General features: G+C 42.3%; 10 protein-coding genes. 3 read left to right on the top strand and 7 right to left on the bottom strand.

The features are described from left to right. Positions 1-183: 183 nt before the first annotated feature. The 3 genes from BTO21_RS00480 (at position 184) to BTO21_RS00470 (ending at position 4,257) form a co-directional block, all read left to right on the top strand. Positions 184-2,223 (top strand): sensor domain-containing protein, encoded by a 2,040-nt coding sequence (locus tag BTO21_RS00480; protein ID WP_105026649.1) that lies wholly within the window; start codon positions 184-186, stop codon positions 2,221-2,223. 140 nt (positions 2,224-2,363) lie between these two features. Beyond that, complete coding sequence (ubiU, locus tag BTO21_RS00475; protein WP_045027577.1) at positions 2,364-3,371, top strand: ubiquinone anaerobic biosynthesis protein UbiU; 1,008 nt, start codon at positions 2,364-2,366, stop codon at positions 3,369-3,371. A gap of 10 nt (positions 3,372-3,381) precedes the next feature. Continuing rightward, on the top strand, positions 3,382-4,257 hold the full coding sequence (locus BTO21_RS00470; protein WP_045027576.1) for a U32 family peptidase: 876 nt from the start codon (positions 3,382-3,384) through the stop codon (positions 4,255-4,257). Positions 4,258-4,357: 100 nt separating this feature from the next. Here BTO21_RS00470 and nlpI read toward each other — a convergent pair whose 3' ends face one another. From nlpI to nusA, 7 genes are all read right to left on the bottom strand, one after another. Further along, positions 4,358-5,260 carry a lipoprotein NlpI gene (nlpI, locus tag BTO21_RS00465; RefSeq protein WP_205068418.1) on the bottom strand — a complete coding sequence of 301 codons (903 nt, stop codon included), beginning with the start codon at positions 5,258-5,260 and terminating at the stop codon, positions 4,358-4,360. Positions 5,261-5,365: 105 nt separating this feature from the next. Continuing rightward, entirely contained in the window at positions 5,366-7,489 is a 2,124-nt protein-coding gene (pnp, locus tag BTO21_RS00460) for a polyribonucleotide nucleotidyltransferase (protein WP_045027575.1), read from the bottom strand. A 392-nt stretch (positions 7,490-7,881) separates the two neighbouring features. Beyond that, positions 7,882-8,151 carry a 30S ribosomal protein S15 gene (gene rpsO, locus BTO21_RS00455; protein ID WP_045027573.1) on the bottom strand — a complete coding sequence of 90 codons (270 nt, stop codon included), beginning with the start codon at positions 8,149-8,151 and terminating at the stop codon, positions 7,882-7,884. Between the two features lie 198 nt (positions 8,152-8,349). Continuing rightward, positions 8,350-9,297, bottom strand: a complete 948-nt coding sequence (truB, locus tag BTO21_RS00450; RefSeq protein WP_045027570.1) for a tRNA pseudouridine(55) synthase TruB — start codon at positions 9,295-9,297, stop codon at positions 8,350-8,352. Between the two features lie 2 nt (positions 9,298-9,299). Beyond that, entirely contained in the window at positions 9,300-9,701 is a 402-nt protein-coding gene (gene rbfA, locus BTO21_RS00445; RefSeq protein ID WP_045027569.1) for a 30S ribosome-binding factor RbfA, read from the bottom strand. Positions 9,702-9,799: 98 nt separating this feature from the next. Then, a complete protein-coding gene (gene infB, locus BTO21_RS00440) occupies positions 9,800-12,520 on the bottom strand; it encodes a translation initiation factor IF-2 (protein ID WP_045027567.1) in 2,721 nt (906 codons plus the stop codon). Between the two features lie 34 nt (positions 12,521-12,554). Next, positions 12,555-14,042 (bottom strand): transcription termination factor NusA, encoded by a 1,488-nt coding sequence (nusA, locus tag BTO21_RS00435; RefSeq protein WP_045027566.1) that lies wholly within the window; start codon positions 14,040-14,042, stop codon positions 12,555-12,557. Positions 14,043-14,052: the final 10 nt, after the last annotated feature.

The following is a 14,052-nucleotide window of genomic DNA, read 5'->3' as shown; positions in this document are numbered from 1 at the left end:
AATTGTATGGCAATTTTAGCGATTTGTTTTATGCCTTGAGTCAAAAAAAAGCAACTACATTGATAAAACTGATCATTATTTTGTTAATAAACATTATATTTACATGCATTAACATTTACACTATTTATGCTTTAACATTATCTTACTATTAACATCAACATACCCGCGAAGGATCAAACATTTATGCAAATAGAGCAACTTGACTATTGGTTTCCATTGCTGACCAATAATAGTCCTTTCCTATTTGCTATTCTTGATGATCAACACCGCTATCATTGTGTTAATAATCGCTATAGCGATATCAGCGGTAAACCACAACATCAACTCATTGGCAGTAATGACATTGACACCCTCGGCAGCCACTACTACCAATGCTTAAAACCTTATTACGAACGTGCTTTTAAGGGGGAAGTGATTGAAGCAGAAATTATTATCAATGACACTTCTCACCACACCAACTTACACATCAGCTTGGCTCCGTTACTCAATCGCCTCGGTAAGATTGAGCACATTATTTTACATTCAGTCGATACGTCAGAACGTCATGTCTTGATTAATTCATTACAAGAATCAGAACACCAACTCAATCAACTTCAAAACCTCGTCACCGATGGTATCTGTGTGATTGAAAAAAACATCATCATAAATGCTAATCAACGCGCCATTGAACTATTAGGTATGACATCCAAAAACGCCCTTTTAGGTCAAACACTGGATCACGTGTTGCTCGATAACAATAAACAACCATGCCACAGTAAAACACTGACACAAGCATCCAATAACGGTAATCAACATTATTATTCAGCCAACCATAACGCTAGCTCACCATTAATGCTGACAACATCCCCCATCACCATGATGGGTGAAGCAGCACTATTAATAAAGCTCACTCCCGCCCTCAATAACGATGTTCAACAGCATAAAATTGAACAATTAACCCAACTGGATCCCTTAACTGGGCTCTATAATCGTCATGGATTTAGTCGTCAACTCGATCAACTGATGCAAGCCAATACCCCGCTATTTATGCTGTATATCGATATTGATAACTTTAAAAATATCAATGATTCATTAGGGCATCATATTGGCGATAAAGTGCTGCAAGAGATAGCGCAGCGACTACAACAGCTATTACCCAAAAATGCCATTATTGGTCATTTAAGTGGTGATGAATTTGCAGTATTACTGACTCATCCTGAACATGAAAATAGCGGTAAAATTATTGCCGAACAGATCATTGCATTAGTTAACCAGCCATTTGATCTGTGCTATTTCAGTAAGCACCTCGCATGCTCAATCGGCATGGTTAAATCACCGGGTAATGGTCATGATGCGCGAATGATGCTCCAAAATGCGGATACTGCAATGTATGAAGCTAAAAACCGCGGTCGTAATCGGCTGGTCATTTTCAGTGAGGCCATGAGTAAAGCTGTACGAATGCGATTATGGCTCGAAATAGAACTCCAAAAAGCACTGCAAAATAATGGCTTAGAAGTCTGGTATCAACCTAAAGTTAACGCTAAAAATTTTGAAATTGACGGCGCAGAGGCATTAGTACGCTGGAAGCATCCCGTTGAAGGTTACATTAGCCCCGCACAATTTATTCCCGTTGCAGAGCGATCAGGGCTGATTGAACAACTAGGCCGTGTCGTTATGCGGGAAGTGTTTACCACCGTTAATCAGTGGAAAAAACAACAACTATTAAAAGGTCGAGTGGCGATTAACTTATCATCGCTACAGTTTGAAAATCCTAAATTAATTCATTTTGTCGATAAACTGCGTCAATCAACGGGCATTAATGCGGCTGATTTCACCTTTGAACTCACAGAAAGTACCGTAATGAATGATGGCGAGCATACTATCCAAATGCTGAATGCGATTAAACAACAAGGGTTTGCATTATCTATTGATGACTTTGGTACGGGCTATTCATCCTTGTCTTATTTAGCTCGATTCCCACTTGATGAACTCAAAATTGATCGGGCTTTCATTAAAGATATTGATACTATTCCAAAGCAAATTACCCTGATTGAAAATATCATCAATTTAGGTAAATCACTCAACATGAGTGTGGTTGCAGAAGGTATCGAAACCCGCCAACAAGCAACGTTATTATCCAACCTTAATTGTGATTATATTCAAGGATTTCACTTTCACCGCCCGATGCCAAAACAAGAATTAGAAGCAATATTATTAAAAGAAAAAAATTACGTTAGCGGTTGATATCAATCTAAAAACACCATTATTTAGTTACAAATTTATTGTTTAATATCAACAAAACCTGCCTAATATCAAGATCTGTTCCTCGAAACACTTTTACTATGATGGCATCGTTTTTATGCAAAGATTGGATAATAAAGTACATGGAGCTTCTTTGCCCAGCTGGTAATCTTCCAGCATTAAAAACCGCTATCGATAATGGTGCGGATGCGGTTTATATCGGTTTTAAAGATGATACTAACGCACGTCACTTTGCTGGTTTAAACTTCACTGATCGCAAACTTGAAAAAGCGGTACAGTATGTAAAAGATCATGATCGTAAATTGCATGTGGCTTTAAATACCTTTGCTCATCCTGATGGTTTTAGCCGTTGGACAAAAGCGGTTGATAATGCAGCAGCCATGGGTGTTGATGCGCTAATTGTGGCGGATATTGGCGTACTTGAATATGCAGCGACCACTTACCCTGATTTAGAATTGCACCTCTCTGTTCAGGCATCAGCGACTAACACTGCCGCCATTGATTACTATAAGCAGAATTTCAATATTAAACGCGTGGTATTGCCACGGGTATTATCCATCAATCAAGTAAAACAATTAGCCCGTAACACTGACATGCAATTGGAAGTGTTTGCTTTTGGTAGCTTGTGCATTATGTCTGAAGGACGCTGTTATTTGTCGTCTTATATGACAGGCGAATCACCGAATACTGTCGGGGCCTGTTCACCCGCTAAATATGTTCGTTGGCAAGAAACACCACAAGGATTGGAATCTCGCTTAAATGAAGTGCTGATTGATCGCTATGGTGCTGGCGAAAATGCGGGTTATCCAACCCTGTGTAAAGGTCGATTTGATATTAATATCGACGGTGTAAATAAACGCTACCATGCACTTGAAGAACCGACTAGTCTTAATACTCTAGCGATTTTACCTGAGCTGTTTAAAGCCAATATTGCCTCAGTTAAGATTGAAGGTCGTCAACGTAGCCCGGCATATGTTGAGCAAGTGACCCGTACTTGGCGCGCGGCTATTGACCACTATTTAGCCAACCCTGAAGGCTACAGTGTGAATCCAGCATGGGATGCCTGCTTGGGGAACCTGTCTGAAGGCAAGCAAACAACGTTAGGTGCATACCACCGTAAATGGCAATAAAGGATCATTCATGAAATATTCACTTGGGCCATTATTATACTTTTGGCCTCAGCATGATGTTGAAACGTTCTATCAGCAGGCCAAACATAGTAATGTTGATATTATTTATTTAGGTGAAACGGTGTGTTCTAAACGTCGAGCACTTAAAACCGCCCAATGGATCGATATTGCTAAAGAACTGGCCGCCAATGGTAAGCAAGTGGTGCTGTCAACCATGGCATTGCTAGAAGCACCTAGCGAAGTTAATATCATGAAAAAATATATCGATAATGGCGATTTTATTGTTGAAGCTAACGATGTATCAGCCATTCAACTGGCCTCTCAAAGTAAAGTACCGTTTGTGGTTGGTCCCGCAGTTAATTGCTATAACGCGCAGACTTTAAAGCTGTTTGTTAAACAAGGCATGACTCGCTGGTGCATGCCAGTCGAACTGTCTCGTGATTGGCTAGCCAATACTCTTACCGAATGTGAAACCTTAGGGATCCGCCAACAATTCGAAACCGAAGTCTTTAGCTATGGGTATTTACCATTGGCATATTCAGCACGCTGTTTTACGGCTCGCGCAGAAAATAAAGCCAAAGATGACTGTGAGACTTGTTGTATTAAATATCCACAAGGGATCACCGTTAACAGCCAAGAAGATCAAAAAATCTTCACCCTTAATGGTATTCAAACTCAGTCGGGTTACTGCTATAACTTGATCAATGATTTGAAAGGCATGAAAGACATGGTCGATGTGGTTCGCTTAAGCCCAATGGGACTTGATACGCTGACCTTAATTGACGACTTCCGTGCTAATGAACAAGGCAGTATGCACCATCCTCTTACTGATGGTCATCAATGTAATGGCTACTGGCATAATCTGGCGGGATTGGATATTCGTTAGAGGTTCGAGGTTCGAGGTTCGAGGTTCGAGGTTCGAGGTTCGAGTAGAATAAAAAATAGCCGCTAATCATAGCGGCTATTTTTATAGAAAATTATTATCATTATGCACTTGGAGCAGCAGATTCTACTGGCACTGCATTTTGTTCCGCCATAAAAATACGGTTCAGTTCTAACAAAGATAATCGATGTTCAACGTATTCATACACATTACCCGCTAACGCCAATTTATATAACATAATTGCCGTCGAATAATCGTGCTGTTGCTGATAACGTTGGGCTAAATAGAAATAACCTTCAGTCAGTCGCAAAGCTAACTCTTCATTGTCTTTGCTGTGCTCTGCAATCTCGGTTAAAAATTGCTCTTCGCTCACTTCACCAAGATACATGCGTACTATCTGCCAACCCCAGTCTTTTTTATCACTGGCGGCATAACGTTGTTGAAGCAAACTATTCGCTTGCTCAGGCGTAAACTTTATATCATTAACATACAGCCAAATCACCCGATAAGGATCATTGATATCCTGCTGGTAATGCGGCAATAAATCATCATTGGCTAACTCGTAACGCTCACCATAATACAGTGCGATACCGCGATTACGATGTGCATAAGGATGATCAGGCGCTAAATCTAAGGTTGAATCAAACGATTCATAAGCAGAATCAAACATCCCCATTTGAGTAAAGATCACCCCAGCTACATTAAATAAATCTGGCTGATTAGGATTAAGATCCAGCGATTTATTAAAATCAAGACGGGCTAAATCACGTAAACCTAAGCTGTCGTGCAACAAACCACGATCATAATAAATGGTCGCTAACGTTGCTTGAGGAATATTGGGTTGGTGTAATATTTGCTCAATCCGTGCCAACTGAATCTGCTGCTGCAAACTAGGTTGATAAGGGATCGCCATGGGTGGCTGACTCCATTTGGTTGGCATCGCAGAACATCCACTCAGCACCAGCGCAGTAGCAATTACAGCATATCGAATATGGCGTATTATCAACTCAGTTCTCCCTGTAACATCAATGACGATCCAGCGTCTATAATAATATTTAGATCAAAAAAAGGGGCTTAATAGCCCCTTTATATCATGATATTAACAAAACGTTTAGCCTTGTGGCTGTTCGTCTTGTGCAGGAGCTGCGGCTGGCGCTTCTACTGCTTCTTTCATGCTTAGACGGATACGGCCTTGACGGTCAATTTCAAGTACTTTAACTTGAACTTCTTGACCCATCTGTAGGTAATCAGACACTTTCTCTACACGATCTTGTGAGATTTGAGAAATGTGAACTAGACCTTCTTTAGTACCGATAACTGATACAAACGCACCGAAATCAACGATACGCATTACTTTACCAGTGTAAACACGGCCAACTTCAACGTCAGCAGTGATTTCTTCGATACGACGGATTGCTTCTTGTGCAGCAGTTCCTTCTGTCGCAGCGATTTTGATTGTACCGTCGTCTTCGATTTCAATAGTTGTACCAGTTTCTTCAGTAAGTGCACGGATAACTGCACCACCTTTACCGATAACATCTTTGATCTTCTCAGGGTTGATCTTCATCATGTGAATACGAGGAGCAAACTGAGAAATATCTTCACGAGGAGAGTTAATTGCGTTATCCATTACACTAAGGATGTGCTTACGCGCGCCTTTAGCTTGGTTAAGTGCAATTTCCATGATCTCTTTAGTGATACCTTCAATCTTGATATCCATCTGAAGTGCTGTGATACCGTCGTTAGTACCCGCTACTTTAAAGTCCATGTCACCTAGGTGATCTTCGTCACCAAGAATGTCAGAAAGAACAACGAAATCATCGCCTTCTTTCACAAGACCCATTGCGATACCCGCAACAGACGCTTTGATTGGTACACCAGCATCCATAAGAGCAAGTGAAGTACCACAAACAGAAGCCATTGAAGATGAACCGTTAGATTCAGTGATTTCTGATACTACACGTACTGTGTATGGGAATTCATCAACAGATGGCATTACAGCAGCAATACCACGCTTAGCCAACTTACCGTGACCAATTTCACGACGCTTAGGCGAACCAACGAAACCCGTTTCACCTACACAGTATGGAGGGAAGTTGTAGTGAAGAAGGAAGTGATCTTTCTTCTCACCCATGATGCTGTCAATGATTTGTGCATCACGTTGTGTACCAAGAGTAGCAGTAACAAGTGCTTGCGTTTCACCACGAGTAAATAGTGAAGAACCGTGAGTACGTGGAAGTACACCAGTACGAACGTCTAGCGCACGAACCATGTCTTTTTCACGACCATCAATACGAGGAAGACCCGCAATGATACGGCCACGAACAACTGTTTTCTCTAGATCGTGGAAAAGAGTGTGGATTTCTTTAGTATTTGCTGCAGAATCTTCAGCAAGTAGCACGTCGTTTAGCTCAGCTGCGATCTCATGGATGCGATCGTAACGAGCCATTTTCTCAGTGATTTGGTAAGCTTCAACAAGCTTAGCTTCAGCTAACTCAGCGATCTTAGTTTTAAGTGCTGTGTTCTCAACAGGCGCAGCCCAATCCCAAGCTGGCGTTGCAACTTCAGCAGCAAACTCGTTGATTGCATTGATAACAACTTGTTGTTGATCGTGACCAAATACAACAGCTTGTAGCATTTGCTCTTCAGATAGACGGTCAGCTTCTGACTCAACCATTAGAACAGCGTCTTTAGTACCAGCAACAACAAGATCTAGACGGCTTTCTGCTAGTTCTGCATTGCTTGGGTTAAGAACGAATTGATCGTTGATGTAACCAACACGTGCTGCACCGATAGGACCATTGAATGGAATACCAGAGATAGCTAGTGCTGCTGATGTACCAATCATTGTAACCATATCAGGGTTAACTGCAGGGTTTACAGAAACCACTGTTGCAATAACTTGTACTTCGTTTTTAAAATCGTCAGGGAATAGCGGACGGATTGGACGGTCAATTAGACGTGCAGTCAGTGTTTCGCCTTCAGAAGGACGACCTTCACGCTTGAAGAAACCACCAGGGATTTTACCTGCAGCGTAAGTACGCTCTTGGTAGTTCACTGTTAGCGGGAAGAAGTCTTGGCCTTCTACTGCTGTTTTCTTACCAACAACAGAAACGAACACTGAAGTGTCGTCCATGCTAACCATTACTGCAGCAGTCGCTTGACGTGCTATAACACCAGTCTCAAGAGTAACCGTGTGGTTACCGTACTGGAAAGTCTTTACGATAGGATTCACGTGAATTTCCTTAAATATATTCCGCTTTTTATTTGCAGGTCAATTATAACCAACACAAACATAAGCGTCATGTAATGATGTCCACTTTACGTAGTGATTTCACGTATCGCGACTAATGAAAGTTCTTAATGCTGAAAAAACTGTCATTAGCCGCGACCTAAAGGTCGACGAAAACGACTCGCGAAGTCATAACAGTGGAAAAGTGCCGTTATTTACTCGGTCCTATCATATCTCTGCCTAAGCATTCATACAACAAACTTGAGCTTAACTCCGGTACAGATAGTAGACGAAATTGCGAAAGATAACAGGAGGACGAATCAATAATAGCGGTATTAACAATAAAAAGAGCAGATAAAAAGAAAGGAGCCTAGGGCTCCTTTCTTAAAGCAATCTTAGCGACGTAGGCCTTGACGCTTGATTAGGTCTTGGTAACGATCTAGGTTTTTACCTTTAAGGTAATCTAGAAGCTTACGACGACGAGAAACCATGCGTAGTAGACCGCGACGGCTGTGGTGGTCATGCTTGTGGTTAGCAAAGTGACCTTGAAGGTGGTTGATTTGCGCTGTTAAAAGTGCAACCTGAACTTCAGGAGAACCAGTATCATTTTCACATTGTGCGTAATCTGCAACGATTGCTGCTTTAGTTTCTGCATTCAGAGACATAACTCATTCCTAATACAAGATGTTTTAATTTGTGCCGCCAATCTCTGATTCAGCCGACACCCAAGCCGCGGATTATACTGATCAGCGGTACGAACTACAAGCGAATAATTAACCAGTGTTATTTTTAACCTCAAGCAACTCATGTGTAATAATCAAACTGATTTATCACTCACAATTACCTATGATCCCTTGGCGTTCTTATTCCTGTTGTTCGTTAGCCATTACCCGCTTTGGTGCCAACATGCCTTTCGCATCAATGGTACCAACACCAATAAATTCCGCAGCGTCACCCACTGTAATGCGCACTAATGTACCTTCAACAGGAACAACTTCAGCACTAACAGGATTACCATGTAACACATGAACCGCAGCTGCTGCCGTGATATTCACTTCTGGTAAATCTTGTACTGCGGTATCGGTTGGCAATAATAATGCATCTAATACTATGCCTGGTTCTATCTCATCCGCTTTCGCTTGATCAAGCATGGCTTGTAGTTGCTCAATCGTTACCATGCGCTCATACGGGAAATTAGATACCCCTGTACGACGCAAGTAAGTGACATGAGCGCCACAACCGAGCATTTCACCTAAATCATCCACAATAGTACGAATATATGTGCCTTTTGACACATGTAATTCCATTTCAACTTCATTGTTATCAAAGCGCAATAACTCAACCGAATACACAGTAATCTTACGCGATTCACGAGGAATAGAGATTCCTTCACGGGCGTATTCATACAATTTACGGCCTTGGTATTTTAATGCTGAGTACATAGATGGAATTTGATCGGTCGTGCCTCGAAAACTATCGATGCATGCTTCAAGTTGATCGCGTTCTACATTAACGGTACGGGTTTCAACCACTTCACCATCAGAATCAGACGTATCAGTACGCTCACCTAATTTGGCAACCACACGGTAACGCTTATCTGAATCTAATAAAAATTGTGAAAACTTGGTCGCTTCACCAAAACAAAGCGGTAACATGCCCGTCGCTAAAGGATCAAGCGCACCAGTATGGCCCGCTTTTTGTGCAAAAAAGATACGTTTCACTTTTTGCAGGGTATCGTTAGAACTAATGCCGGTTGGTTTATCAACCAAGATCACACCGTTAATTGGACGACCTTTACGACGACGTGCCATGTTTACTCCTCGCCTTTTTCTACTTCGTCTTCATCACCACGACGATCTTCATCGTCACGTACCGCTTTCGATACTAGGTTAGAAATACGCATACCTTCAGTCAACGACTGATCAAAGATAAAGTTCAATTCAGGCGTTACACGCAAACGAATTTCTTTACCTAAAAGCGAACGAATGTAAGGTGCCATTTCACGTAGCGCTTCCAAACTACCTTCAGCAGTTTGCTCGCCAATTGGGAAAAATGTTACGTAGATCTTGGCGTAGTTCATATCACGCGATACATCAACACTTGAAATTGTTGTCATTGCGATCGCTGGATCTTTGATTTCACGTTGTAAAATCACTGCCAATTCTTTTTGTAGCTGCTGTGCTACACGTTGGGTACGGCTAAATTCTTTTGCCATTATTTTGCTCTCTCTAAGAATAATGCTCTTGAAAGAATGGGGAGCCGAAGCTCCCCATTATCATTATCATGTTGAAAAACAACTAACTACACTGATTATTAGTCAAGTGTACGTTGGATTTCAATAATTTCGAATACTTCGATCTGGTCACCAACGCGAACGTCGTTGTAGTTCTTAACACCGATACCACACTCATAACCATTCTTAACTTCAGCCACGTCATCTTTAAAGCGACGTAGTGACTCAAGCTCACCTTCGTAAATAACAATGTTTTCACGTAGGACACGAATAGGATTATTACGCTTGATAGTACCTTCAGTAACCATACAACCAGCGATTGCGCCAATCTTAGGAGACTTAAATACTTCACGTACTTGTGCTAGACCAATGATTTCTTGTCTAAACTCAGGAGACAACATACCGCCCATCGCCGCTTTAACTTCGTCGATTAGTTGGTAGATGATTGAGTAGTAACGTAAATCTAGGCTTTCATTTTCGATTGTTTGACGCGCAGAGGTGTCAGCACGAACGTTGAAGCCAAGTAGAATAGCGTTAGACGCTGCAGCAAGTGTTGCATCAGTTTCAGTGATAGCACCAACACCTGAACCTACAATGTTCACTTTAACTTCATCAGTTGAAAGTTTACGTAGTGAGTCAGCAATTGCTTCAACAGAACCTTGAACGTCAGCTTTAAGCACAACGTTTAGTTCAGCAACTTCGCCAGCTTCCATGTTCGCAAACATGTTTTCTAGCTTAGATTTTTGTTGACGTGCTAGTTTAATATCACGGAATTTACCTTGACGGTAAAGCGCAACTTCACGAGCTTTACGCTCATCACGTACTACTGTTGCTTCATCACCTGATGCTGGAACACCAGAAAGACCAAGGATCTCAACAGGAATAGAAGGACCTGCTGATTCAATTTCTTGACCTTGTTCGTTGCGCATTGCACGAATACGACCATGCATTAAACCACAAAGAACGATATCGCCTTTACGCAATGTACCTTCTTGAACAAGTACAGTTGCTACAGGACCACGGCCTTTATCAAGACGTGATTCGATAACTACACCTGACGCCATACCTTCTTCAACTGCTGTCAGTTCAAGAATTTCTGACTGAAGTAAGATAGCTTCTAGTAGACCATCGATGTTAGTACCTTGTTTCGCAGAGATGTGAACAAACATGTTCTCACCGCCCCACTCTTCAGGCATAACATTGTATTGAGCTAGCTCATTCTTCACGTTGTCAGGGTTTGCATCTTCTTTGTCGATCTTGTTTACCGCAACGATCAAAGGTACACCTGCCGCTTTCGCGTGCTGGATAGCTTCAACTGTTTGTGGCATCACGCCATCGTCTGCTGCAACTACAAGTACAACGATATCTGTCGCTTGAGCACCACGAGCACGCATAGCTGTAAACGCTGCGTGTCCAGGAGTATCAAGGAAAGTGATCATACCGTTGTCAGTTTCAACATGGTAAGCACCGATGTGCTGTGTAATGCCACCTGCTTCGCCTGAAGCAACGTGTGCTTTACGAATGTAGTCAAGTGTTGATGTTTTACCGTGGTCAACGTGACCCATGATAGTAACAACAGGTGCACGAGAAACTTTCACTAAGTCTGCTGCGTTACGATCTGAAAGCACTGCTTCTTCAAGCTCGTTTTCTTTACGCAGAATAACTTTGTGGCCCATTTCTTCAGCAACAAGCGATGCTGTTTCTTGGTCGATAACTTGGTTGATAGTCGCCATAGCGCCCATCTTCATCATTACCTTGATAACTTCAACGCCTTTAACAGACATTTTGCTAGCCAGTTCAGAAACAATGATCGTTTCACCGATCACAACATCTTGCTTAGCAACTAGCGCTGTTTTATCAAAGCCATGCTGCATTGATGCTGGTTTGTTCATTTGTGGCTTACCGCGACCACGTTGGTTGCGACCGCCACGGCTGTCTTGCTTAGCCGCTGTTTTTTTCTTTTTACGACGGCGAGAAGTTTCTTCTTTGCGGTCTTGTTCGTCTTCTGCAGCACGCGCATATGTAGATGTCGTTGTATGGTAATCAGATTTTTCCATACTTACTGCTTGCTCAGGTTTTACCCCGTTTTTCTCGTTCTGTTCTGCCATTTTGCGAGCCTCTTCTAGCTGACGCTGACTTTCTTCTTCGGCTTTTCGCTTGGCTTCCTGTTCCAGACGACGCTGTAGTACTTCAGCGTCTAACTTAGCCTGTTTGTCAGCGACGGTGCGCTTAGCTTTTTCGTCAGCCTTACGCTTATCCTGTTCGGTACGATTCGCTTTATCCTCAGCGGCACGCTTTAATTTCTCTTTTGCTTCACGCTCAGCAGTTTCATCTGCTTTGCGCTGCTCTTCAGCTTGACGTGTAGCAGCTTCCTCTGCACTACGTTTTGCTGCTTCTGCTGCTTGGTTGGCAATCGTATCAGCTTCACGTTGCGATATAGCTTCTGCTTCACGCTTAACAGCATCTTCTGCTGCACGTTGTTCTTCTTCAAGTGCTGAACGTTTCACGTAGGTGCGCTTTTTGCGTACTTCTACTTGAACATTTTTGCTCTTGCCACCGCTACCAGAGACACTTAATGTACTACGTGTCTTGCGCTGCAGAGTCAGACGAGTTGGAGCGCCGTCAGTATTGACATCACTACCATGCTCCTTTTGGAGATGGTTAAGTAACGCCTGTTTTTCGGTTTGGCTTACATTCTCATCAACATTCTTAGCGATCCCAGCATCTGAAAGCTGTTGAAGTAAACGGTCAATTGGCGTACCAATTTCTTCCGCCAATGTTTTAACGGTAACCTCTGACATAATGCTCCTCCTTGCTTGCTTTATTTTTTTTTGATTACGCTTCGTCGCTGAACCAGCAAATATTACGCGCAGCCATAATTAGCTCACCCGCTTTTGCATCGTCCACGCCTTCAATGTCGGTCAAGTCATCAGTTCCTTGATCAGCAAGATCTTCAAGCGTACAAATACCTTTAGCTGCAAACTTAAACGCTAACTCGCGCTCAAGACCTTCCAGACTTAATAAATCTTCTGCAGGTTCTACACCGTCAAGCGTTTCTTCTTTAGCAAGCGCTAACGTAGTCAATGCAGCTTTTGCACGGCTACGTAATTGCTCGATAGTCTCTTCATCAAGACCATCAACATTCATTAATTCACTTAATGGAACGTAAGCAATTTCTTCTAGTGTAGTAAAGCCTTCTTCCACCAACATAGTTGCAAAGTCTTCATCAATATCAAGGTGCTTAGTAAACACTTCAATTGATGCTTGCGCTTCTGCTTGGTGTTTTTTCTGTAAGTCTTCAACAGTCATAACGTTTAGTTCCCAGCCAGTAAGCTGTGATGCTAGACGTACGTTTTGACCGTTACGACCGATCGCTTGTGCCAGATTATCTTTCTGTACAGCGATATCCATAGTGTGGTTGTCTTCATCAACGATGATTGAATCAACTTCCGCAGGTGCCATTGCATTAATAACGTATTGTGCAGCATTTTCATCCCACAATACGATATCGATACGTTCGCCACCAAGCTCACTAGAAACAGCTTGAACACGTGCACCACGCATACCAACACAAGCACCCACAGGGTCAATACGCTTGTCATTAGTTTTTACTGCGATTTTTGCACGAGAACCAGCATCACGTGCTGCACCCATTAGTTCAATCAGTTCTTCGCCCATTTCTGGCACTTCAATGCGGAATAGCTCAGATAACATTTCTGGCTTAGAACGCGTCATGAATAACTGGAAACCACGTGCTTCAGGTGCAACTTTGTACAATAGACCACGAACACGGTCGCCTGGACGGAAGTTTTCACGAGGAAGTTGGTCATCACGTTGGATAACAGCTTCTGCGTTGCTGCCTAAATCGATGATCACTGCATCACGATTTACTTTTTTAACGATACCAGTGATTAGCTCACCTTCGTTATCAATAAATTGTGCCACAATTTGCTCACGCTCAGCTTCACGTACTTTTTGTACGATAACTTGCTTTGCAGTTTGCGTAGTAATACGGTCAAAGGTTACAGATTGAATATCATCTTCAATGTAATCACCAAGAACGATCGATGGATCTTCATATTGTGCTGCTTCTAACGTAATTTCAAGTGTTGGTTGAGTTACCTCATCTACTGCTTTCCAACGACGGAAAGTTTCGAATTCACCTGTTTTACGATCGATAACAACACGAACTTCGATTTCTGCTTCGTGTTTCTTTTTAGTTGCTGTTGCTAATGCAATCTCTAGCGCTTCAAAAATACGCTCGCGAGGAACAGCTTTTTCGTTGGATACCGCTTCTACGACAGCCAAGATTTCTTTGTTCATTTCTAATGCC

The sequence above is a fragment of the Photobacterium phosphoreum genome, assembly GCF_002954725.1.
GTDB classification, from domain to species: domain Bacteria; phylum Pseudomonadota; class Gammaproteobacteria; order Enterobacterales; family Vibrionaceae; genus Photobacterium; species Photobacterium phosphoreum.
Note: the sequence above shows the minus strand (reverse complement) of the source record. Positions and strands in the feature narration are given on the sequence as shown.

Bases quoted from the DNA above. Each gene is read 5' to 3' on its own strand.
- rbfA (WP_045027569.1), bottom strand. From the start codon at position 9,701: ATGGCAAAAGAATTTAGCCGTACCCAACGTGTAGCACAGCAGCTACAA.
- nusA (WP_045027566.1), bottom strand. From the start codon at position 14,042: ATGAACAAAGAAATCTTGGCTGTCGTAGAAGCGGTATCCAACGAAAAA.
- ubiU (WP_045027577.1), top strand. From the start codon at position 2,364: ATGGAGCTTCTTTGCCCAGCTGGTAATCTTCCAGCATTAAAAACCGCT.
- infB (WP_045027567.1), bottom strand. From the start codon at position 12,520: ATGTCAGAGGTTACCGTTAAAACATTGGCGGAAGAAATTGGTACGCCA.
- BTO21_RS00470 (WP_045027576.1), top strand. From the start codon at position 3,382: ATGAAATATTCACTTGGGCCATTATTATACTTTTGGCCTCAGCATGAT.
- rpsO (WP_045027573.1), bottom strand. From the start codon at position 8,151: ATGTCTCTGAATGCAGAAACTAAAGCAGCAATCGTTGCAGATTACGCA.
- BTO21_RS00480 (WP_105026649.1), top strand. From the start codon at position 184: ATGCAAATAGAGCAACTTGACTATTGGTTTCCATTGCTGACCAATAAT.
- truB (WP_045027570.1), bottom strand. From the start codon at position 9,297: ATGGCACGTCGTCGTAAAGGTCGTCCAATTAACGGTGTGATCTTGGTT.